The 23,385-nt window shown below is 37.0% G+C and carries 14 protein-coding genes, 2 tRNA genes, 2 rRNA genes and 1 pseudogene; 1 reads left to right on the top strand and 18 read right to left on the bottom strand.

Annotated elements, in window-relative coordinates; translation table 11 throughout:
* Window positions 1-176 precede the first annotated feature (176 nt).
* From fsa to HYN86_RS09550, 13 genes and pseudogenes are all read right to left on the bottom strand, one after another.
* Window positions 177-834: pseudogene (gene fsa / locus HYN86_RS09610) on the bottom strand (fructose-6-phosphate aldolase).
* Window positions 835-1,392: 558 nt separating this feature from the next.
* Window positions 1,393-2,718: a xylose isomerase gene (xylA, locus tag HYN86_RS09605; RefSeq protein WP_113677818.1), complete on the bottom strand. Its 1,326-nt coding sequence runs from the start codon at window positions 2,716-2,718 to the stop codon at window positions 1,393-1,395.
* Window positions 2,719-2,727: 9 nt separating this feature from the next.
* Window positions 2,728-4,209 carry a xylulokinase gene (locus tag HYN86_RS09600; protein ID WP_113677817.1) on the bottom strand — a complete coding sequence of 494 codons (1,482 nt, stop codon included), beginning with the start codon at window positions 4,207-4,209 and terminating at the stop codon, window positions 2,728-2,730.
* A 3-nt stretch (window positions 4,210-4,212) separates the two neighbouring features.
* Window positions 4,213-5,220, bottom strand: coding sequence for a GntR family transcriptional regulator (locus HYN86_RS09595; RefSeq protein WP_113677816.1), 1,008 nt, complete (start codon window positions 5,218-5,220; stop codon window positions 4,213-4,215).
* A gap of 245 nt (window positions 5,221-5,465) precedes the next feature.
* Entirely contained in the window at window positions 5,466-6,500 is a 1,035-nt protein-coding gene (locus HYN86_RS09590) for a glycoside hydrolase family 43 protein (RefSeq protein WP_113677815.1), read from the bottom strand.
* 23 nt (window positions 6,501-6,523) lie between these two features.
* Window positions 6,524-7,957: an MFS transporter gene (locus tag HYN86_RS09585; RefSeq protein ID WP_113677814.1), complete on the bottom strand. Its 1,434-nt coding sequence runs from the start codon at window positions 7,955-7,957 to the stop codon at window positions 6,524-6,526.
* A 258-nt stretch (window positions 7,958-8,215) separates the two neighbouring features.
* Window positions 8,216-9,325 (bottom strand): endo-1,4-beta-xylanase, encoded by a 1,110-nt coding sequence (locus tag HYN86_RS09580; protein WP_113677813.1) that lies wholly within the window; start codon window positions 9,323-9,325, stop codon window positions 8,216-8,218.
* A gap of 79 nt (window positions 9,326-9,404) precedes the next feature.
* Entirely contained in the window at window positions 9,405-12,008 is a 2,604-nt protein-coding gene (locus tag HYN86_RS09575; protein ID WP_113677812.1) for a glycosyl hydrolase 115 family protein, read from the bottom strand.
* Between the two features lie 57 nt (window positions 12,009-12,065).
* Complete coding sequence (uxuA, locus tag HYN86_RS09570) at window positions 12,066-13,229, bottom strand: mannonate dehydratase (protein WP_113679901.1); 1,164 nt, start codon at window positions 13,227-13,229, stop codon at window positions 12,066-12,068.
* Between the two features lie 120 nt (window positions 13,230-13,349).
* A complete protein-coding gene (locus HYN86_RS09565) occupies window positions 13,350-14,087 on the bottom strand; it encodes an SDR family NAD(P)-dependent oxidoreductase (RefSeq protein ID WP_113677811.1) in 738 nt (245 codons plus the stop codon).
* A 161-nt stretch (window positions 14,088-14,248) separates the two neighbouring features.
* Window positions 14,249-16,402 carry an alpha-glucuronidase family glycosyl hydrolase gene (locus HYN86_RS09560; protein ID WP_113677810.1) on the bottom strand — a complete coding sequence of 718 codons (2,154 nt, stop codon included), beginning with the start codon at window positions 16,400-16,402 and terminating at the stop codon, window positions 14,249-14,251.
* A gap of 281 nt (window positions 16,403-16,683) precedes the next feature.
* Complete coding sequence (locus tag HYN86_RS09555) at window positions 16,684-17,712, bottom strand: LacI family DNA-binding transcriptional regulator (protein WP_113677809.1); 1,029 nt, start codon at window positions 17,710-17,712, stop codon at window positions 16,684-16,686.
* Window positions 17,713-17,816: 104 nt separating this feature from the next.
* Window positions 17,817-18,263 carry a PepSY-like domain-containing protein gene (locus HYN86_RS09550; protein ID WP_113677808.1) on the bottom strand — a complete coding sequence of 149 codons (447 nt, stop codon included), beginning with the start codon at window positions 18,261-18,263 and terminating at the stop codon, window positions 17,817-17,819.
* Window positions 18,264-18,450: 187 nt separating this feature from the next.
* On the opposite strand from HYN86_RS09550, the gene HYN86_RS09545 reads away from it, so the two are divergent.
* Complete coding sequence (locus HYN86_RS09545; protein WP_113677807.1) at window positions 18,451-19,464, top strand: proline iminopeptidase-family hydrolase; 1,014 nt, start codon at window positions 18,451-18,453, stop codon at window positions 19,462-19,464.
* A gap of 265 nt (window positions 19,465-19,729) precedes the next feature.
* Here HYN86_RS09545 and rrf read toward each other — a convergent pair.
* The 5 genes from rrf to HYN86_RS09525 all read right to left on the bottom strand — a co-directional run bounded on the left by rrf (window position 19,730) and on the right by HYN86_RS09525 (window position 23,371).
* Window positions 19,730-19,839 (bottom strand): 5S ribosomal RNA (rrf, locus tag HYN86_RS09540).
* A 177-nt stretch (window positions 19,840-20,016) separates the two neighbouring features.
* Window positions 20,017-22,900, bottom strand: a 23S ribosomal RNA gene (locus HYN86_RS09535).
* A gap of 158 nt (window positions 22,901-23,058) precedes the next feature.
* Window positions 23,059-23,132 (bottom strand) — tRNA-Ala (locus tag HYN86_RS09530).
* Window positions 23,133-23,149: 17 nt separating this feature from the next.
* A complete protein-coding gene (locus HYN86_RS21220) occupies window positions 23,150-23,272 on the bottom strand; it encodes a hypothetical protein (protein WP_262512120.1) in 123 nt (40 codons plus the stop codon).
* A 25-nt stretch (window positions 23,273-23,297) separates the two neighbouring features.
* Window positions 23,298-23,371: transfer RNA gene (locus HYN86_RS09525), tRNA-Ile, on the bottom strand.
* Between the last annotated feature and the right edge of the window lie 14 nt (window positions 23,372-23,385).

The raw sequence follows: 23,385 nt of genomic DNA, 5'->3' as shown, positions 1-23,385 counted from the left end.
CTTATAGAACAAGGCTTACAGAAATTTATTCACTGTTATCCAAAGAATTATGCGGTAAACAATACATTTCTTACAAAATGAAAAACAGAAACAATCGGTTGCTCATATAGCAAAAAAAATCCTCGGCAGCTAACTGTGGAGGACTTTTAAAAATAGTGGAAAATAGAATTTTGATTTTACAAATTCATCTTTTTAGCATCTTCAACAAATTGTTGTAAACCAATATCGGTTAAAGGATGTTTCAACAAACCTTTTATAGCCGAAAGCGGTCCAGTCATTACATCTGAACCTACTTTTGCACAATTTACAATATGCATGGTATGTCTTACTGAAGCTGATAATATTTGAGTTTGATAGTTGTAATTATCATAAATTTCTCTGATTTCTTCAATTAGATGCATTCCGTCTGTAGAAACATCATCTAATCTTCCTAAAAACGGAGAAACATAAGTTGCGCCTGCCTTCGCAGCCAATAAAGCCTGACCTGCGGAAAATACTAAAGTTACATTGGTTTTAATTCCTTTTGAAGAAAAGTATTTACAGGCTTTTATACCATCGCCAATCATAGGAAGTTTTTACCACAATCTGCGGATGAAGCGCTGCAAGTTCTTCTCCTTCTCTTATCATTCCGTCAAAATCGGTTGAAATTACCTCTGCAGAAACATCGCCATCGACAATGTTACAAATATCAAGATAATGTTTCAGGATATTTTCTTTTCCGGTAATGCCTTCTTTTGCCATTAAAGAAGGATTGGTTGTCACGCCGTCTAGAACACCTAGAGATTGGGCCTCTCGAATGTCTTCTAGATTCGCAGTATCAATAAAAAATTTCATAGTTTTTGGTTTGATTAGTTATTTTCGAAAAGTGATTTATCGTCGATTATAAACCATACAGTTTGTCATTTCGACGAAGGAGAAATCTCCACAAGTAGCTCCGCACTGAGAATTAATCTTTGTCGAGTTTCTTACGAAGATTTCTCCTTCGTCGAAATGACAAGATTGTGTATATATCTTGTATAAACAAGCTAATAGTACACTGAAGCGCTTGTAAAGTCTAGTGAGTGAAAAATGTGCATCTAGATTGATTCTGCTCTTCAAAAAACCTTCAATAAAAAATACTCACTTATTATTTTATCAAACTGACTTATTCCTTTTTTTAATTATCAAAAAATAGTAACTAAACCTTTAATCTATTTTTATCAAATTTCAATCTTGAAACAAGGCATAATCGTAATACACATTTTAATTTTATCTAAAAAAAAGATTTCAAAATGATTTAACGTTCTAAGACTATCATTTTAAATATTTCAGGTATTCTGTCTCACTATATTTTTAAACAAACCTAACAGATTTTTAAAATCTGTTAGGTTTGTTTTATTTAAATTTCAACAATTAAATATATTGATTGATGATATTTTCAAACAATTCCTGTTTACCGCTTTGAAGATTTAATTCTCCATTTTCGTGTGCGATAGTGTAAAGATCTTTCAAGCTTAATTTTCCGTCAGCAAAATCTTTTCCTTTTCCAGAATCGAAAGAGCTGTATCTTTCTGTTCTTAATTTTTCGTATGGTGATGAAGTGATAATTTTATCTGCAGTCAATAACGCTCTTGCAAAAGTATCAGCACCGCCAATATGAGCTAAGAAAACATCTTCTAAATCTGTAGAATTTCTTCTGATTTTAGCATCAAAATTAACTCCACCGCCTTGCAATCCGCCAGCTTTTAAGAAAACCAACATCGCTTCAGTCGTTTCCTGAATGTTATTTGGGAACTGGTCTGTATCCCATCCGTTTTGATAATCACCTCTGTTGGCATCGATACTTCCTAACATTCCAGCTTTTGCAGCCACTTCTAATTCATGTTGAAAAGTATGCTGTGCCAATGTAGCGTGGTTAACCTCGATATTGATTTTGAAATCTTTATCTAAACCATAATTTTTCAAGAATCCAATTGCTGTAGCCGAGTCAAAATCGTATTGGTGTTTAGATGGTTCCATTGGTTTTGGCTCAATAAAGAAAGTACCTTTAAAACCTTGTGCTCTTGCATAGTCTCTAGACATTGCTAAGAATTGTGCCATGTGATCTAATTCTCTCCCCATGTCTGTGTTTAGTAAAGACATATAACCTTCTCTACCACCCCAGAATACATAGTTTTCTCCGCCTAAAGCGATTGTTGCGTCTAAAGCTAATTTTACCTGTCCTCCAGCTCTTGCCACAACATTAAAGTCAGGATTTGTAGCTGCTCCGTTCATGAATCTTGGGTTTGAGAAACAGTTTGAAGTTCCCCAAAGCAATTTAATTCCAGAATCTGCTTTTTTCTGTTTTAAGTAATCTGTAATAAATGCCAAACGCTTTTCTGATTCAGCAAAAGTTGCTCCTTCAGCAATCAAATCGTAATCGTGGAAACAGAAGTAATCGAATCCCATTTTGCTGATAAATTCAAAAGCAGCATCTGCCTTATCTTTAGCCGCTTGGTAAGGATCTGAAGACTGATCCCAAGCAAATTGCTGTGTTCCAGGTCCGAATGGATCACTTCCTTGTCCGCAGAAAGTATGCCAGTAAGCGATAGCGAATTTAAAGTGCTCACGCATTGTTTTTCCAGCCACAACTTGGTCTGGATTGTAATATTTAAATGCCAATGGATTATCAGATTCTTTTCCTTCAAATTTAATTTGGCCAATACCTTTGTAGTATTCTTTATCTCCTAAAACTATCATTTGATTTTTTTATTTATTTGTTAATATTAATTCTAATTCTGTTTTCCATTTTTGATAAGCCGTTTCGTAAGGGGCTGCGTTGTGCAACGGTAAAAACGTCATTACATGATCGTTGTCGCTCACATTAGCTCCAAATTTGCTGTAATCACCATCTTTTAAACCCACTGCTCTCGCTGCACCAACTGCTCCTGTTGTATTGTAAATTTCAATTTCGTGACCAATTAAAGTCGCCACTGTATTAGAGAAAATCTCCGAACGGAACAAATTATCGTTTCCAGCTCTAATGACATTAATTGTCGCATTATCCTCTTTTAAACATTCCATTCCGTACACAAACGAAAAGGCAATTCCTTCTAAAGAAGCTCTAAATAAATGTGCACTGTTGTGAATATTTAAGTTGAGGTTTAAAAAATGAGTTCCGATATTTTTGTTGTTGAACATACGTTCGGCCCCATTTCCAAACGGAATTACCACAACACCTTCTGATCCTACTTCGACATTCGAAGCTTTTTCATTCATTACTTCGTAACTTTCGTTACCCATATTATTGCGAAGCCATCTGTACTGAATTCCTGCTCCGTTAATATTTAAAAGTTTACCAACTCTAGGCGTTTCTAATTCATAATTTACGTGAACGAAATTGTTTACTCGAGTGCTTTTTCCAGAAGACATTTCGCTTACTGCATAAAAAACTCCAGATGTGCCGCCTGTTGCCGCTACTTCTCCAGGATTTAAAACATTTAATGATAAAGCATTATTTGGCTGATCTCCCGCTCGATACACAATCGGAATTCCAGCTGGAAGTCCCGATGCCGCCGAAGCTTGCTCTGTTACAACTCCTTGATTCGTAAAATTTTCAACAATTCTCGGCGTCAAAGACTGATCGATTCCGTAATAATCCAAAAGCCAGTCGGCTACTTTATTTTCTTTATAATCCCAAAGCATTCCTTCAGACAAACCATTTTTGGTTGTTGTTACTTCACCTGTCAATTTTAAAGCGATGTAATCTCCCGGAAGCATGTATTTATCAATTTTCTTATAAACTTCAGGTTCGTTTTCTTTTACCCATTTTAGTTTCGAAGCTGTAAAATTTCCTGGAGAATTCAATAAATGTTCCATACATTTTTGCTCTCCAATTTCTGCGAAAGCCTTATTTCCAATTTCAACGGCACGGCTGTCACACCAGATAATCGAATTTCGAAGTGCATTTTTTTCTTTATCTACAATCACCAATCCGTGCATTTGATACGAAATACCAATTCCCTGAATTTTAGAAGCATCGATATTTGATTCTTTAATGGCTCGTTTAGTTGCTGTACAAATGTGCTGCCACCAGATTTCAGGATCCTGCTCTGCCCAGTCTGGGTGAATCGAAAGGATTTCCATTTCGTTTTGCGGTTCATTCAAAACGATTACTTTTTTACCAGTTTCTGCTTCTACCAAGGCTGCCTTGACAGAAGAACTTCCAATATCATATCCGATATAATACATAATTTACAATGATTCTCTTAATATTAAATTTGTCGGCACATAACACTGAGTATCTTCGTCATGCGTAATAAATGCCGCTGCTTTGGTTCCTATTTCTTTAAAATCAGTTGACACAACCGAAATTCCTTTGTATATAAATTTCTTCATTGGCGTTTCGTTATACGACAAAAATCCAACGTCTTTTCCTGGCTCTAAATCTTTCTCTTTGCACTGTTCTAAAAAGTATCCCAGAATCCTGTCACTCACACTGATATAAGCAATTTCTTTTTCGATATTGAACTTTTTAGGGTCAGTAATAATTGCATATTTAAAATTGAAATCAGCACAGAATTTCTTAAAAAACTCAACCGTCTCCCAAGGATGATTTGTAAAATCAGGATAAACAAAATCTATTTTTTTATACTTTTTAAACAAATCAACAGCTTGTGTCAATGAATCGTAAAATGCTTTCCCAAAATCCTGAAAAACATAATTACTTGCTTTACCAGCTTGAATATTCCAGTCAATTAAAAGCAGTTTATCATTTGAAATTGCCGACAACGCCGGAGCAATAGCTGTGTGGTCAAAATTCATCACCACATATTTATAATACTTTCCGATTCCGTTATTTATGATCGTTTTAAAAACATCAATATTATAATGATGAAACTGAACATCAATAATCACATTATCAGGCAGATTATTGACAACCGAATGATACAAAACTTCTTTATACGCTTTAAAAGTGTCTAAAACCAAAAGCACTTTTCTCGTTTCACCTGCCACATAATAACCCTTATTCGGAACCGAATCTATTACATTCTGCTCTTTCAAAATCGAGTAAGCCTTAAAAACTGTATCTCTCGAAAGTTGGTACGTTTTGCAAATCACATTCACAGACGGAAGCAAATCTCCCTTTTGCAAAATATTCTCTGCAATCGAATTTGTTATCCCGTCAACCAGTTGCTGGTACTTCGGGATATCACTATCGTGATTGATTGTAAATTCAAATTTTTCTTCTTCTTTTAGCATACCGTTCTGTTCCGTTCTGTTATGCTAAAGTAGATAAAAATCTTTTATAAAAAATTCTTTTCGATATTAAAATTGTTAATTTTTTAAATCAAGATAATTTGGGCGTGTCCCGCCGAAAAAGGCGGGCCGGGCTATCCGCTGCAAGTCCTCGCTCTTCCTTCGTCAGGCTGTGGGCTTTCCGCTTCTATCCCTCACGCAAACGGTTTTCATAAGTCCATCTTTTCTTTTATTGATAAAATATAGTTTTAATCAAACAATCTTCTTATCCCGTACGGATCAATTGTTACTATCGAACCATCTTCTAAATAATCTATTTTGGTAACTTTCATGCTTCTTAAATGCGTTACACCTTTTGACAAACTCGAATCGTGATAAAACAAATACCATTCTCCTTCAACTTCACAAATTGAATGATGCGACGTCCAGCCCACAACTGGATTCAAAATTCTTCCTTGATACGTAAACGGTCCATATGGATTATCGCCAATCGCGTAACAAATAAAATGAGTGTCGCCAGTAGAATAAGAGAAATAATATTTTCCATTGTATTTGTGAACCCATGACGCTTCAAAAAAACGGCGGTCGTTATCGCCAGCCAGCAGAATTTCTCCACTTTCATCCAAAATTTTAATTTCTTTTGGCTCTTCTGCAAATTCCAGCATATCATCACAAAGCAAAGCTACGATTGGTCCTAAAGCAGGTTCATTTCCAGAAGGTTCTTCGTTATCTTGATCGTATTTATTGGTTCTGTATTTCTGCAATTGTCCTCCCCAAATACCGCCAAAATAGATATAATGTTTTCCATCTTCGTCTTCAAAAACGGCAGGATCAATACTATAACTTCCTTTTATGGCTTCTGGTTGTGGTAAAAAAGGACCCGCAGGAGAATCGCTTACAGCGACTCCAATCTGGAAAATTCCATTGGCTCGTTTGGCAGGGAAATACAAATAATATTTTCCGTTTTTATGTGCTGCATCCGGTGCCCACATTTGTTTTTCTGCCCATTCAACATCATTTACATGAAGTGCAACTCCATTATCAACAGCTTTTGATGAAATGTCATCCATCGAAAAAACGTGATAATCTTCCATTCCAAAATGATCTCCGTTGTCGTTGAACGGAATTCCCGCATCAATATCATGTGACGGATAAATGTAAATCTTGCCATTAAACACATGCGCAGAAGGATCGGCAGTGTAAATGTGAGAAACTAATGGCTTTGAAATTGCCAGTTTATTAATTTCCTCGAAATTAATTTGTTCAATACTATCTTCAGGCATAGTGGTCTTATTTTTTTAAATAATTATGTTCTTCTTTCTTTAAGTTCTGTTTCGATCTGCATTTCCATTTGTTTATTGATTTTATAGAAAAACAATAATCCAGCTCCAATTAAAAATGGAATTGCGGGAAAGATGCTGACCAATAATTTGATTCCGTTAATGGCAGTTTCTGTCTGTACAGGTGAATTTGCAGCGTAATGAAAATAACCTAAAAATAATGTTGTTAAGGCTCCGCCAATACTCAATCCTGCTTTTAAACCGACCATCATTGCAGAGAAAATAATTGCAGTTGCACGGCGGTTGTTCAGCCACTCTGAATAGTCAGCCACATCAGCAATCATCGCCCAAAGAATTGGGATTGTGATTCCGTAGAAAAATCCGTGCAGAATTTGGGAGAAAAATATTAAACTGATTGATGCCGGCGGAAAGAAATAAAAAGCAATAATAAATAAGGTTGAAATGAATAAAAACAATCTGAATACATTTCGCTTTCCGTATTTATCTGCAAGGTTTTTAGACAAAGTAATTCCAATGATCATAAAGATAATGCCGCCCGCATTAAACAATCCAAATCCAGCTGAAACGGGATCATTACCAAAATGATTCAATCCGATATTTGATAAAGTGTCTAAAATAGGCTGAATAAAAATTGCTAACTGTTCTTTATCTACATAGTTTTCAAAATAATAGACATACGAACCGCCTTTCATGGCCAAAGTCACAAAAACCAAAGTCGTTAGCGAAAGCATAATTACCCACGGTCTGTTTTTTACCAAATCGCTCAAATCTTCTTTGATACTCGATTTTTGTTCTGGTTTTGGAATAATCCTTTCTTTCGTAGTTAAAAATGTAATTAAAAGCATGATAGTTCCGATAATTGCCAGAACGGTCATAACTTTTTCTATACCAATTGCCTTATCTCCGTCTCCAGCACTTTTTATAATTCCGAGCATAAAAACCTGAACAAAAAACTGCGCGAACATAACAGCCACAAAGCGATAAGACGACATACTGTTTCTTTCGGACATATCGCCTGTAATTACACCGCTTAAAGCAGAATACGGCAGATTATTTCCCGCATAAAAAAGCAAAAGCAAAGTATAAGTTACAACTGCATAAATTACTTTTCCTTTATAGGCAAAATCTGGAGTCGAAAAAGCTAATAATGCCACAACTCCAAGCGGAATTGCTGTTGCCAAAATCCACGGTCTGAACTTTCCCCATTTCGTACTGGTTCTATCGGCAAGCACTCCAATTATTGGGTTAAAAATAAAAGCAGCAACTAAACCTACCACTAACATTATAATAGAAGAATCAGTTGGCGATAATCCGTAAATATCAGTGTAGAAATATGCCAGATACGTCATCAAAGTCTGAAAGACTAAATTTGCAGCGAGGTCTCCTAAGCTGTACCCAATTTTTTCTTTGATGGATAATTTTTGTGAAATGTAATTCATTTTGTGGTTTGTGGTTAGTTAGTTCTCCTGAAAGGTTTTGAAATCCTTTCAGGTCCAAATTGTTTTTTTTAAATGCTTCTCATATATCTACAAGGCTTTGAAAAACTTGCGGAAAGACTGTTGAAACAAATAAAACAATCGGTTGTGTAAATTTAGATAAAAAAACATATTACGCAAATTTAGTTTACTTTATTTCAAGAATATTTTTTAAAACAACCGATTGTTGCTATTATTTCAATTAAAAACGTATTTGACTAATTATTTTTTAGCCTTTTTCAAATTCAAAATGCTGTCATAAGCTTTTTTGTGCTTTAAATTGGCATCAAAAGGAAGCGGATAGTTCGTTCTTCCTTTTATCGGCCAATCGTTTAACCAAGACTGTCCATCATAAACTCCCCAAAAGGTAACTCTGCTGATTTTGTCTTTGTGTTTTAAAAATAATTTAAAAATAGAAGCGTAACGTTCTGCCAATTTGTTTTGAATAGAATCTGGCAATTTTTCAGGATATGGATTCATTTGCGCATTTCCTTCAAATTTCTGATTCACATCTGCTCCTTTTAAATCCCACGGATTTGGTAAAACAGTAATATCCAATTCTGTAAAAGCAACTTTAATTCCTAAAGCAGAATATTCTAAAATGCTTTTTTCAATTTCTTCTAACGACGGACTATTTAAATTCCAATGTCCCTGACTTCCGACGCCGTCAATTTTTCCGCCCGCCGCTTTTATTTTTTTGATTAAAGCTATAGCTCCAGCTCTTTTTGCGGGATCTTCAAGATTATAATCGTTATAATACAAATCCACTTTAGGATCGGCTTTTTCAGCCAGTTTAAAAGCATCAACCAAATATTTTTCACCCAGTGTTTTCAAAAAAACTGATTGCCTTAAGGTTCCATCCTCGTTTAAAGCTTCATTTACAACATCCCAAGAATCGATTCTACCTTTGTATTTAGAAACAATCGTTGTAATATGATCTTTCATAAAAGCTTTCATTTCTGTGCTGTCTGCAATTTTTTCCATCCACGGCGCTAATTGGCTGTGCCAGATCAATGTATGTCCGTGAATGAACATTTTATTTTTTTCTCCATACGCCACAAATTTGTCCGATAAAGCAAAATCATACTTGTCTTTTTGAGGATGCGTGTACATCGATTTCATGATATTTTCTGCAGTAATTGCATTAAATTCTTTTTTAATCAATGAATCTACTTTTGCATCTTTTCCTTCAATTTGATCTGCACTTAAAGCTGTTCCGATGTAAAAATCATTTTTGTAAACATCTTTTAATGAAGCGGTTTCTTTTTGTGATGTACAGCTTACAGCCAGCAAAGTGGTGACGACAAACAAATAAGGGTTAATAAATCTCATATATTTTTGGTTTAAATAGTTAATAGTTTTTTGTCAATAGAGACCTGAAAGGTTTTGAAAACCTGTCAGGTCTAACCAATTACTTTGTTCTAAAACTCTCTGGCGGTCCCAAATATGACTCTAAAACTTTTCCGTCTTGAGTTTCAATTACAATTTTCTGAAGCACCAAAGCCGGATCAATCGCATAAATCTTTAAAACATGATTTCCAGAATTTTCTATTTGATGTGTGGACATTATAATTTTAATGTTATCTGCAACAGATTCTGCCCAGCTTTTTTCTGAAGAATCAGCATTCAAATTCATAATCTGCGGTTTTTCAGAATCAAATGCAATTCCATATTTTAAGCCTTCTCCAAACTTAAAATTTATTGTGGGCGAAAAATAAGCATGTACTTTTATCTTTCCTTTACTGAAAAAATGAACGTTATATTCCAGTCTTGGTGATTGCTCTGAAACTTCAATATTCTGAATATTCGAAGGTTTAATCGTTATTCCAGAATCTGTTTTACCAAGATTTGGAATTATAGTCCACTTTACTGCCTCCGAATTTATTGCCTTGGAATAATTTTTACTTTCTATTGAAATATAACCGTTGTTTTCTACAAAACCTTGAATATGATCTAGATCTTTATTTTTAGGAATTGCTATTTTAGATTTTAAAGAATCGCGAGCAACAATCTTTGTCCTTTCATATATTACAGTTCCGATTGTTTTCGTTTTTGGCATCACATTTTTGTCCGGCTGCTGCCAATTGTTATAACCAATATGGGTTTGTGACATTATATGATTCCATTTGCCATTTGCTAATTGAGTGTGATAATAATTCGTGAGCTCTGCGTCTTTTTCAAATAACGTTTTTACTTTTTCAGCATAGACATTTGCAATGGGATTTCCTTGTTCTGCATACAAATGATTTTTAGCTGCTGCAACATACAATTCATTTAAGTTCGAACTCACCAAAACCGGAAATAAAACCAGCTGATAAAAAGCATCTTTGTATTCTGGTTGTAATTTTTCGTTTATCGAATTGGCTTTTTCAACCAGTTTTTGGTAATCTTCGACAACTTTTTCTGCTTCGTTATAATTCGTGATACTATATGTTTTTGCATCTAATAATTCAGGTTTTCTTCTCGAATTGTATTTGGTATATAATTTTAGAATCTCAGCAATTTCTTCTGCAAACTGATTATCAAAATTTTCTTTTGCCCAATGCACATAATACTGTTCCAAATTTCCGGCATTGAATTTTTCGGGATTCCAAGCCATATCAAGAAAAAATTCGGTTGGAAATTCCATCGGTTTGATATCTCCTACATTTACAATCCAGATTTTATCAACGCCATATTGATACGCCAGATCCATTTGTTCCCAAACTCTTTCGATCTGATTCGTATTAATCCACTTGTAATTTCGCGGACCTCCGACATAATCAAAATGATAATAAATACCATAACCGCCTTTTCTGGGTTTGGCGTTCAATTCTGGAAGTTTGCGGATATTTCCCCAATTGTCATCGCATAACAAAAGCGTTACATCGTCGGGAACTCGCATTCCTTTATCGTAATAATCCTGAACTTCTTTGTAAAGTGCCCACATTTGAGGCGTTTCTTCGGCAGGTTTTTTCGTGACTTCTGCAATGATATTTCGTTGGCTTTTTACGATATTTTCTAATAATCCAATTGCCGTTCCTTCCGTCATGGGTTCGTCGCCGTCACCGCGCATTCCAACAGTTACAATGGTTTCTTTGTTTCCCATTCTTTTAATTCCATCTTTCCAGAATTGAATCAAAGCTTCAGAATTGGTATTAAAATCCCATTTCCCATTCGATTTCCCCCATTCGGCATGCGCTCGCGTGAGCGGTTCGTGATGCGAAGTTCCCATTACAATTCCGTATTCATCGGCTAAAACAGCGTTCTGCGGATCTTCAACATAAAACATTCTTCCCCACATTGCCGGCCATAAATAATTGCCTTTCATTCGCAGTATTAATTCAAAAACTTTATCGTAAAATTTCGAATTAAATCCGCCGAACTTTTCGAATGCCCAGCCAGATAAAGCCGGAGCTTCGTCATTTATAAAAATTCCTCTGTATTTTACTTTTGGTTCTCCCTGCGAATGAATTCCAGGCAAAACATGCAATTCTGATTGTTTCTTCACTGGAACATCTGCCCAGAAATACCAAGGCGAAACACCTATTTGATTGGATAAATCGTAAATTCCGTAAATCGTTCCTCTTTTATCTGAACCCGCAATTACCAATGCTTTTTTAACTCCTTTAAGCGGATTTTCAACAATTTGCGTTGTAAATTTCTCCCATTTTCCACGAAGTTGACTGGCATCAATTTTTCCTTTTTTTACTAATTGATCGATGATTTCGCTTTTTCCGAGTGTTCCGATAATCACTACGAAGTCTTCGGTTTCTGCTATTTTTTTTATTCTTTTGGGAGGTAAATGTGAAACCTGAAAGATATCATTTTCTAAATGTCCCGCCACTTTCAAAACTCCCGCAAAATCTTTATCACTAACTAAAATAGAAGCTGCTTTTCCTTTTGAAACCAAAGGAAAATTTTTGGCAGAAGCATGATTTACTACATATTTATCTGGATTTATAGCATACGTTTTTGTGCTTAATCCGATGAGGAAAAGTGATAAAACGTATACTATTTTAGTTTTTAAACACATAGAGACATCGTTTTTATTTTGTCATTTCGAGGAACGAGAAATGACAAACATTACTTTTTACAAACTCAATTTGTAAACAATTCCCATTTCTAAACCTCTTAATTCGGCCAAACCTTTTAATCTTCCTGTCAGAGAATAACCAGGATAGGTTTCTTTAGCTTCATCAACTTCGTGCAGAAAACCATGATCGGGACGCATTGGCAGGCTAACTTTTCGTTTATTCATTACACCTAATATCTTTTCTACAATCTTTTCCATTTTAACATCGCCATTTAAATGCTCTGATTCGCGGAAAATAGTTTCGCTTTCGCGGATGGTATTTCGAAGGTGCAGAAAGTGAATTCTATCTTCGTAATCGTCAATTATTTTTTCCAGATTGTTTTTCGGATCGGCGCTTAAAGATCCTGTGCAATAACACAATCCGTTAGCTGTTGAAGGAACAGCACTGAAAATCGCTTTTAAATCAGCTTCTGTTGAAACGATTCTGGGCAATCCTAAAACCGAAAATGGCGGATCATCGGGATGAATCGCTAATTTCGCGCCGCTTTCTGCTGCAACCGGAACAACTTCTGATAAAAAATAAATCAGGTTCTCTCTTAATTTTTGATTGTCGATTTCGGCATAATTGTCCAAAAGCGATAAAATCTGTTCTGCTGTAAAATTGATTTTGCTTCCCGGTAATCCCAATAAAACATTTTTAAACAACAACGCTTTTTCTTCTTCTGAAAGATTATTTCCAAAGTTTAAAGCATGTTGTTTTTGAACTTCTGAATAGTCGTTTTCAGCATCGGGTCTTTTTAAAAGAAAAACATCAAAATACGTAAACGCATCCTGATTGTATAAAAGAGCTTTACTTCCATCTTCGTTGATAAAATTATGATTCGTACGCACCCAGTCCAAAATCGGCATAAAATTATAAGTAATGATTTTGATACCACATTCTGCCAGATTTCGCAAACTGATTTTATAATTTTCGATGTATTGCAGGTAATTTCCCGAAGCTCGTTTTATTTCTTCATGAACAGGCAGACTTTCAACCACAGTCCATTCCAATCCGTAATTCCGAATGATTTCCTGTCTTTCTTTTATGTCTGCAATCTTCCAGACATTGCCCACCGGTATTTGGTGCAAAGCGTTTACAATTCCCGTTGCTCCAGCCTGCTTAATATCAATCAAATTGATATTGTCATTAGGACCGAACCATCGCATGGTTTGCTGCATTTTTATCATACTACCTACTTTTTATTTACTCCGCAAAGACGCAAAGGCACAAAGTCTTCTCTAAAAAAAGCTTAAAAATCTCTTTGCGACTCTGCGTCTTTGCGAACAATTTCATAAACCTTAAAATCCAATACTATTCCCACCGTCAACCGGCAGAACTGTACCTGTAGTATATTTTGATTCGCTTAGAGCGAAATAATAAACAGCATCTGCAATGTCCGAAGGTTCTCCCAAAAAGCCCATTGGAGTTCTTCCCAGCACTTTATTTTTTCTTTCGGGATCGTTATCCAATGCTGCTGCTGACATTTTGGTTTTTATAAATCCTGGAGCAATGCAATTTACGCGAATGCCCGACGGAGCCAGTTCTGTAGCCATAGCACGCGTCATAGATTCGATTGCGCCTTTGCTTGCCGAATACGCAATCACTTTCGGGATTCCGTATTGCGATGCCATCGAACTGATGTTGATGATACTACCCCTACCATTGGCTTTCATGTTCTTAATTACTTCGCGGCTTATGGCAAAAACGCTTAATAAATTGGTATGAATAATCGAAAGAAAATCTTCATCCGTCACGTCTGGAATTTCTTTTTTCATGTTAATTCCGGCATTGTTTACCAAAATATCAATTGACCCCTTTTGGGTTATGTTTTCGATCATGGCTGGAATTCCGTTCAGATTATTTAAATCGAAAATTACCGGAATTGCATTTTCTCCAATTTCCCTGCAGGCATCTTCTGTTTTTTCTTTTGATCTTCCGATGATGTAAGTTGTGATTCCGTTGTCACAAAGTTTTTTTGCGGTTGCAAAACCTAATCCTGAATTTCCTCCGGTTACAATTGCCGTTTTTTTACTCATAATTTGTTTTTTGGGACACGGATGATACGGATTCGCTTTCGCGAAAACACGGAAAAAATGGGTCTTTTTCTAAACGAAAAAAATAAAAATCCGTGTAAATCTGCGTTTTCGCGAAAGCGAATCCGCGTCATCTGCGTTCTAATTAATCTCAATAATTTAGTTTATCCATTTCCTGGTGCAAATGGGAATTTTAATGATTTAAAATATTCTAATGTTTCTGTTGGTTTTTCGACTCCTGACGGTAATTCTTTTCCTGAAAACTGTTGAAAATACAACAAACAGGCATCACGCCACCATTTTGCTTCTTTCTGCTGCATTTCCAAGAGCATTTTTACTTCGTTAAATCGTTCGATGTCGACATACTTTTCAGCTTTATTCCAAACCTTTTGCATCTCGGCAACCTGATTTACGCCTTCCTGATATTTGAGCGCCAAACCGTTCCAAAGTGTCTTGCCGTTCTTCAACTTATAGTCCCACGAAACATGATGAAACCATAATAAATCTTTCTCCGGACAGGTTTCTAAGTTATTGAAAACTTTTGCCATTTCTGGTGCGTATTGTGAAACAGCATTTGTTCCTGATTTGGAGCGGTCAAAACCAATTCCGTTTTTATCGGCTTTATGATAATAAGTCGGATTCCATTCGGGACGAGATAAATCAGAAACCCAAGGTCCTGGTCCGTAGTGATGACCTGTGTCCATAATATGATGAAGGCCAAGCGGTGTCATATAGTTGACAACGGCTTCACGCGAATCGATCATCATCTTTTTAACTGGTTTTATAAAATGTTCATCGTTTGAAAAAGTACATCTCAACCACTCATCGGCAATGGTTTCAGAATCTAAATATGGGTTCCAGGCCAATCTTCCGAAACCATACCAATTGGCTTGTGCAAAAGGATGTCCCGTCCAGTTTAAATCATTTCCAATATTAGAAACGCCTGCAATTCCAGTTAATTTATTTTGATATAAAGTGCCGTCAATGACTTTGGCAACGGTTGAACCTTTGCCTTTTTGATAGGTATCTGATTCTAAAACTTCCTGAAATAATTTAGGCAGAAAAACCAAATGCGTGCTGAAACCCAAATATTCCTGTGTAATTTGAAATTCCATCATCAAAGGCGTTTTTGGCATGGCGCCAAATAAAGGATGAAAGGGTTCTCTCGGCTGAAAATCGATTGCTCCGTTTTTTACCTGAACAATTACGTTTTCTATAAATTTTCCATCATAAGGCTGAAATTCAGCATAAGCTTGCTTCGCACGATCGTTTGCGTCATGTTCTGAATATACAAAAGCTCTCCACATCACAATTCCTTTAAAAGGTGCAACTGCATCAGCTAACATATTCGCACCATCAACATGATCTCGTCCGTAATTTTGGGGACCAGGCTGTCCTTCTGAATTGGCTTTCACCAAAAATCCACCAAAATCTGGAATTCGTTGGTAAATTTCCGCTGCTTTATTTTTCCACCAATTTATAACTTCCGGATCTTTTGGATCGGCGGTTCTTAGTTTTCCAATTTCAATTGGCGCCGAAAAACGCGCTGTCAGATATACTTTTATTCCGTAAGGTCTAAAAACATTTGCTAAAGCTTCTACTTTTTCTAAATATTGCGGCATTAAGATTAATGCGTTTGCATTTACATTCGTCAAAACAGTTCCATTAATGCCGATTGAAGCATTTGCTCTGGCGTAATCAATATAACGCTGATCTATAAAATCAGGTAATTTCTGCCAGTTCCAAAGTGAAAATCCTGCGTAACCACGTTCAACTGTTCTATCCAGATTATCCCAGTGATTTAAGATTCTAATATTAGTTTTTGGTGAATCAGCAACATGTAAATTTTGGATTGATTTATTAGTCTGCATCAGCCTTAAAAAATTAAAAACCCCATATAAAACAGCGACATCCGTTTTTCCAGCGATAATGATTTGTTTTTTATTTTTAAAACTAATGGTTTTGATTAAAAATCCTTCATCGTTTATTTTATCAAAATCTGATTGAAGCTCTTTTCTAATTTCGCTGTTCAAATTAGATCGAGACCCTATTATTAGATTATTTTCTCCTTTTAATTCTGATTTTATTTCGGGAACATTTTCGAGCATTTCCAAAAATCCAGTCTTAAGTTCTTTTTGTGTAATTTTAATCGTTTCAGAATTTCCTAAAACCACAATTCCTTTCAGATTGTCTTTGTATTCTTTTGAAATTGAAGCATTGGCAACAGTACTGTACTGCAGCCATAATTTATAATCCTTTTGTGCTAAAGCCGAAAAGGAAGTCAAAAGAAAGAGGAAAACAAATCGTAATGAAGTCATTTTGAATTTAATTTATTCTCGATTTAAAGTTTTACATTGACGAATTTATTTTTCTAATTAAAAAGTATTGATAAAATTTTAATTTAAAAAATACATTATTAAAAATAAAAAAAGAAATGCAATCGGTTGCGTAAAAATATAGGATTGTTGTTTAAGAAAAAAATTTTAGCTCTGTTTTTTTCAAAAAAATAATTTCATATAACAAATAAAGGCAGGATAATTTAAAAAACTATCCTGCCTATGGTGAAGCCGATTTTAGAATTTAGATTCTGTAATAGGTTTTATTTCTGCGTAGATTCTCTTGCTAATACTTCTGTGTTTAAAAAAGTAATTTCTTTGGCATCGTCGTTTTTAGATGATTTCAGATTTTTGATGATAATTTCTGCCGCCGCTTTTCCCATTTTTTCAGCCGGATGCGTAATGGTAGATAAATTAGGATCTATAATCTGTGAAATTGGATCGTTATTAAACCCAATCACTTTAAATTCTTCGGGTACTTTGATCCCTCGCTTTTTAGCAGTCTGCACTGCACTTACAGCCAGAATATCCCCTGGTGCAAAAAGTCCGTCTGGAATTGGGTCTAAGTCGAATAACGCATTGCTGGCTTTGACACCGTCTTCGTAAGTAACTGAATTTAAATTGATAATCAGTTTTTCGTCAATATCAACATTATGGTCTTTTAATGCTTCTATATAACCTCTTTTTCTTTCGTTATATAAATTACCCAATTCTGATCCTGCCGTTATGTGTGCAATACGAGTGCATCCCTGCTCTATAAGGTGCTTGGTAGCTTTGTAACCTGCTGTATAATTGTCAATAACGACCCTAAAAGTATTATAATCTTTAGGCACACGATCGACAAATACCAAAGGAATATTATTGTTTGAAAATTGATGAAAATGTGCTGTATCACGCGTTTCCATTGCCAGCGAACAAATTACACCGCTAACACGATTGCTATATAATGATTTGGCCATATTGACCTCCTCTTCATACGAGTCATGCGACTGCATGATAATTACTGTATAATCAGATTTTTGCGCCGTGATTTCGATACCGCTGATTAAAGAGGACAAAAATGGCTGTGTAACTGTGGGGATTAATACTCCAATAGTTCTGGTTTTATTTCCGCGTAAACCTGCAGCTAAAGTATTAGGAACAAATCCCATTTCTTCAGCAGTTTTCTTCACCTTCTTTATCGTTTTATCACTGATAGTATGATGATCTTTTAAAGCTCGCGAAATAGTAGATGTTGCCAAATTTAGTCGCTCGGCAATATCGTAAATCGTTACATGTTTATTTTCTTCCATGAAATAAAAAATAGAAATGTAAATATAAACTATTTTCCCGTTTATAAGCACCTTTAACAACTGGCTTGTAAACGGGAAACTAGATCCTATAACATAACTTTTACCTATTTTTTGACATCATTCTTTTTATCTTTTAGAATTTTACCTTCTTTGGTAAACTCCAAATCAATATCATTTGTTAAATCAACATCCAAGTCTTTGTGTCCATAGTCTATGTGAGTTATTTTCTCGTTTGGATGATTTTTGGCAACGTACGCTTTGATATTATCCGGTATAAAAGCAGTTGGAATAGGCTTATCTCCGCCATCTACTTCACGATAAGAACCATCTTTCCAGAATTCAACCTCTGTTCCGTCTTTTAACTTCACTTCAAACCCTTTCTCACCGTGCTCTGCATCCTTCTTCGCACTTTCAACGGAGGTATTACTAAAGTGTTTCTTTAAAAATTCCTGCGCTGGTTTTGGCAGTTCTGATACTTCAATTTTCTTCTGTGCGCTGACCGAGATTGTTAAACCTAACAATACTATGGCTAAAAATATTTTCATTTTCATAATTATTTATTTAAGTATAGTATTACTAATTTACTACAAGAAAATTTGGTCTCAAATCTATTTAAGATTTTTTTTAGTTTTTAAAAAACTATATAAAACTGAATGCAAGAATACTACAACATAAAGCTTAACAACAGATCTTAAAAATAAATTTGTAAATTAGTTCAAACAACTTAATTGTAAACCCATGCGTTATATCCTAATATTTGCATTTCTTTTACTAACAGTCTCCTGTAAAAGAGAAAACGAATCGAATGAACTTACTAATTATTTTACCTACAATATAGACGAAGTAGAAGCTGCCGGAGTAAAAATGATTCCTATAAAGACATCTGTTGGAGAATTTAAAGTGTGGACAAAGCGCTTTGGAAACAATCCAAAAATAAAAATTTTGTTATTACACGGAGGACCAGCCATGACACATGAATACATTGAATGTTTTGAAACCTTTTTCCAAAGAGAAGGCTTTGAATTTTACGAATACGATCAGCTATCTTATTACAGCGATCAGCCAAAAGACAGCAGTTTATGGACTACCGAAAGATTTGTCGACGAAGTTGAGCAGGTTCGAAAAGCAATAAATGCAGATAAAAACAACTTTTATGTTCTTGGAAATTCTTGGGGAGGTATACTTGCAATGGAATACGCCTTAAAATACCAGCAAAATATGAAAGGATTATTAGTTGCAAACATGATGGCAAGCGCTCCAGAATACGGCAAATATGCCAACGAAGTTTTAGCAAAACAAATGAAATCTGAAATTCTTGCAGAAATAAGAGCATTAGAAGCCAAAAAAGATTTTAGTAATCCAAGATATATGGAATTACTAATACCAAATTTTTACCAACAGCATTTATGCCGCCTAAAAGAATGGCCAGACGGGCTAAATCGCGCCAGCAAACATGTAAACGCTGAAATATATACTATGATGCAAGGCCCGAGCGAATTTGGAATCAGCGGAAGATTAGCCAAATGGGATATCAAAAAAAGATTACATGAAATCACAATTCCAACCCTAATGATAGGAGCCAAATACGACACAATGGATCCAAAAGCAATGGAAGAACAAAGTAAATTAGTAAAAAATGGACATTATTTATACTGTCCTAATGGAAGTCATTTAGCAATGTGGGACGACCAAAAAGTCTTTATGAATGGAGTAATTAAATTTATAAATGATGTTAATTACGAGAAAATTTAATGGCGTATAAATCATAAACCATTAAATCATAAACATATAAAAATCTTCATATCGTTCCTTTGAGCCGAGCTGTCCGCTGTATCTTTTATTTTTTCAAAGAATAAAACGAGATACAACTTTCATCCCCAACACAGCTGGAGCACAAAATTTTCTTTTAATTTCTAGTAGTAAGTAATAAAAATTCTAAGAATAAAATCATAACAACTAATTAAAAGTGTTGTAAAACAAAAAATCCTCATCAAATAAATGATGAGGATTCTTTAAAGAAAGGCGACGACATACTCTCCCACAATACTGCAGTACCATCTGCGCAGGCGGGCTTAACTACTCTGTTCGGGATGGGAAGAGGTGAGCCCCGCCGCAATAACCACCTTAGGTTTTTAGTCTAAAGTCTAAGGTCATAAAGTATAAAAGTCTTTTGATTTTACTCTTTAATCTTTTGACTTAAAGACTGCTCTGCGTCGAGCAAATATTTTAACATACTGAGATAAAGAAAAGTAAATATATTTTAGAAAGTTTCCTCCTCCCGTCTTGCGGCGGGAGGAAAAGGGTGTACATAAGCTTACGGATTATTAGTACTACTCGACTATGACATTACTGCCTTTACATCTATAGCCTATCAACGTGGTCATCTTCCACGATCCTTAAAAGAAATCTCATCTTGTGGTGGGTTTCGCGCTTATATGCTTTCAGCGCTTATCCCTTCCAAACGTAGCTACTCTGCGGTGCCCCTGGCGGGACAACAGATACACTAGAGGTTTGTCCAATTCGGTCCTCTCGTACTAGAATCAGATCCACTCAAATTTCTAACGCCCGCAGTAGATAGAGACCGAACTGTCTCACGACGTTCTGAACCCAGCTCGCGTGCCACTTTAATGGGCGAACAGCCCAACCCTTGGGACCTTCTCCAGCCCCAGGATGTGACGAGCCGACATCGAGGTGCCAAACCCCCCCGTCGATATGAGCTCTTGGGGGAGATCAGCCTGTTATCCCCGGCGTACCTTTTATCCTTTGAGCGATGGCCCTTCCATGCGGAACCACCGGATCACTATGCTCTACTTTCGTACCTGATCGACCTGTATGTCTCTCAGTCAAGCTCCCTTATGCCATTGCACTCTACGCACGGTTACCAAGCGTACTGAGGGAACCTTTAGAAGCCTCCGTTACTCTTTTGGAGGCGACCACCCCAGTCAAACTACCCACCAAGCAATGTCCCCCGCAAAACGGGGTTAGGCCTCAGATAAACAAAGGGTTGTATTTCAACAATGACTCCACAACGCCTGGCGACGCCGCTTCATAGTCTCCAACCTATCCTACACATCATTTATCCAAGGTCAATACTAAGCTATAGTAAAGGTGCACAGGGTCTTTTCGTCCCACTGCGGGTAAACGGCATCTTCACCGTTACTACAATTTCACCGAGCTCATGGCTGAGACAGTGTCCAGATCGTTACACCATTCGTGCAGGTCGGAACTTACCCGACAAGGAATTTCGCTACCTTAGGACCGTTATAGTTACGGCCGCCGTTTACTGGGGCTTCAATTCAATGCTTCTCCGAAGATAACATCTCCTCTTAACCTTCCAGCACCGGGCAGGTGTCAGGCCCTATACTTCATCTTACGATTTTGCAGAGCCCTGTGTTTTTGATAAACAGTCGCCTGGACCTCTTCACTGCGGCCCCGATTGCTCGGGGCGACCTTTCTCCCGAAGTTACAGGTCTATTTTGCCTAATTCCTTAGCCATGAATCTCTCGAGCACCTTAGGATTCTCTCCTCAACTACCTGTGTCGGTTTACGGTACTGGTTCTTACTGCCTGAAGTTTAGAGGTTTTTCTTGGAAGCCCTTAGGCGCACTATCTCTTTGTCCGAAGACTCCGAGTACTATCGTATTTCACCAAGCTCTACGGATTTGCCTATAGAGCCTATAGCTAGGTACTTTAACGAACTATTCCGTCAGTTCGCGGCGCTTTCATCACTCCGTCACCCCATCACAGCAATAAGAAGTACGGGAATATTAACCCGTTAGCCATCGACTGTCCCTTTCGGGTTCGCCTTAGGACCAGACTAACCCACAGCTGATTAGCATAGCTGTGGAAACCTTAGTTTTTCGGTGTGCGGGTTTCTCGCCCGCATTATCGTTACTTATGCCTACATTTTCTTTTCTGACCGGTCCAGCATACCTTACGATACACCTTCTGCCCTGTCAGAATGCTCCCCTACCACTTACAGTAAACTGTAAATCCATAGCTTCGGTAATATGCTTATGCCCGATTATTATCCATGCTCGTCCGCTCGACTAGTGAGCTGTTACGCACTCTTTAAATGAATGGCTGCTTCCAAGCCAACATCCTAGCTGTCTGGGCAGACAAACCTCGTTCTTTCAACTTAGCATATATTTGGGGACCTTAGCTGATGGTCTGGGTTCTTTCCCTCTCGGACTTGGACCTTAGCACCCAAGCCCTCACTGTTAGTGAACATTATACAGCATTCGGAGTTTGTCAGGAATTGGTAGGCGGTGAAGCCCCCGCATCCAATCAGTAGCTCTACCTCTGTATAACTTTATAACTAACGCTGCACCTAAATGCATTTCGGGGAGTACGAGCTATTTCCGAGTTTGATTGGCCTTTCACCCCTACCCACAGGTCATCCGAAGACTTTTCAACGTCAACCGGTTCGGTCCTCCACTGTGTGTTACCACAGCTTCAACCTGCCCATGGGTAGATCACACGGTTTCGCGTCTAACACTACTGACTAAAGCGCCCTATTCAGACTCGCTTTCGCTGCGGATCCATGTCTTAAACACTTATCCTTGCCAGCAACGTTAACTCGTAGGCTCATTATGCAAAAGGCACGCCGTCACCCCACGAAAGGGCTCCGACCGCTTGTAAGCGTATGGTTTCAGGATCTATTTCACTCCGTTATTCACGGTTCTTTTCACCTTTCCCTCACGGTACTGGTTCACTATCGGTCTCTCAGGAGTATTTAGCCTTAGCGGATGGTCCCGCCAAATTCAGACAGGGTTTCACGTGCCCCGCCCTACTCAGGATACCACTATCTATTATACTTGTTACCCATACGGGGCTCTCACCCTCTATGGCGTTACTTTCCAGCAACTTCCGGTTCCTTGTACATAAAATGTCGTGGTCCTACAACCCCAGCACTGCCGTAACAGCACTGGTTTGGGCTAATCCGCGTTCGCTCGCCACTACTTACGGAATCACTTTTGTTTTCTTCTCCTCCGCCTACTTAGATGTTTCAGTTCAGCGGGTTTGCCCACCTATCGGTGTGTTATGCCTTCAGCATAACGGGTTGCCCCATTCAGGTATCTGCGGATCAATCGGTGTGTGCCCGTCCCCGCAGCTTTTCGCAGCTTATCACGCCTTTCATCGCCTCTGAGAGCCTAGGCATCCCCCATACGCCCTTATTTTGCTTATTGTACCAATCTTGTTTCTTAAAACAAGACCGTTTTTTTTGTTCTTTGTTATTGCTAACAAAAAACGCTTTCTACTTTCTTATTATTTTCTTATCTCAATATGTCAATGAACTTTGTTTCGCTTTAAGCCATAGGCTGTAAGCTGTAAGCTTTCGCTTTTGTGGAGAATAACGGAGTCGAACCGTTGACCTCCTGCGTGCAAGGCAGGCGCTCTAGCCAGCTGAGCTAATCCCCCATTTTAAATCTTAGATTTTAGAATTCAGATTTTAGATTTCTTAATTCTTCTCTAATTTCCTTTGGTGAATCCCAGCTTCCAGAATTTCCTTTAATCAAGCTTACAGTCTTTTTTTTCTGCTTTTGTAATTTACAATTCATAATTTACAAGCATCATTTTAAAAAGTAGTCCCGGGCAGACTCGAACTGCCGACCCCTACATTATCAGTGTAGTACTCTAACCAGCTGAGCTACGAGACTCTGTTTTACTTAAT

This window comes from Flavobacterium fluviale (assembly GCF_003312915.1).
GTDB lineage: Bacteria > Bacteroidota > Bacteroidia > Flavobacteriales > Flavobacteriaceae > Flavobacterium > Flavobacterium fluviale.
This window is presented reverse-complemented; position numbering and strand designations above follow the sequence as displayed.

Excerpts from the sequence above, each read along its gene's own strand:
- xylA (WP_113677818.1), bottom strand. The coding sequence starts at position 2,718 with ATGATAGTTTTAGGAGATAAAGAATACTACAAAGGTATTGGCCAAATT.
- HYN86_RS09600 (WP_113677817.1), bottom strand. The coding sequence starts at position 4,209 with ATGTATTATATCGGATATGATATTGGAAGTTCTTCTGTCAAGGCAGCC.
- HYN86_RS09595 (WP_113677816.1), bottom strand. The coding sequence starts at position 5,220 with ATGCTAAAAGAAGAAGAAAAATTTGAATTTACAATCAATCACGATAGT.
- HYN86_RS09590 (WP_113677815.1), bottom strand. The coding sequence starts at position 6,500 with ATGCCTGAAGATAGTATTGAACAAATTAATTTCGAGGAAATTAATAAA.
- HYN86_RS09585 (WP_113677814.1), bottom strand. The coding sequence starts at position 7,957 with ATGAATTACATTTCACAAAAATTATCCATCAAAGAAAAAATTGGGTAC.
- HYN86_RS09580 (WP_113677813.1), bottom strand. The coding sequence starts at position 9,325 with ATGAGATTTATTAACCCTTATTTGTTTGTCGTCACCACTTTGCTGGCT.
- HYN86_RS09575 (WP_113677812.1), bottom strand. The coding sequence starts at position 12,008 with ATGTGTTTAAAAACTAAAATAGTATACGTTTTATCACTTTTCCTCATC.
- uxuA (WP_113679901.1), bottom strand. The coding sequence starts at position 13,229 with ATGCAGCAAACCATGCGATGGTTCGGTCCTAATGACAATATCAATTTG.
- HYN86_RS09565 (WP_113677811.1), bottom strand. The coding sequence starts at position 14,087 with ATGAGTAAAAAAACGGCAATTGTAACCGGAGGAAATTCAGGATTAGGT.
- HYN86_RS09560 (WP_113677810.1), bottom strand. The coding sequence starts at position 16,402 with ATGACTTCATTACGATTTGTTTTCCTCTTTCTTTTGACTTCCTTTTCG.
- HYN86_RS09555 (WP_113677809.1), bottom strand. The coding sequence starts at position 17,712 with ATGGAAGAAAATAAACATGTAACGATTTACGATATTGCCGAGCGACTA.
- HYN86_RS09550 (WP_113677808.1), bottom strand. The coding sequence starts at position 18,263 with ATGAAAATGAAAATATTTTTAGCCATAGTATTGTTAGGTTTAACAATC.
- HYN86_RS09545 (WP_113677807.1), top strand. The coding sequence starts at position 18,451 with ATGCGTTATATCCTAATATTTGCATTTCTTTTACTAACAGTCTCCTGT.
- HYN86_RS21220 (WP_262512120.1), bottom strand. The coding sequence starts at position 23,272 with ATGAATTGTAAATTACAAAAGCAGAAAAAAAAGACTGTAAGCTTGATT.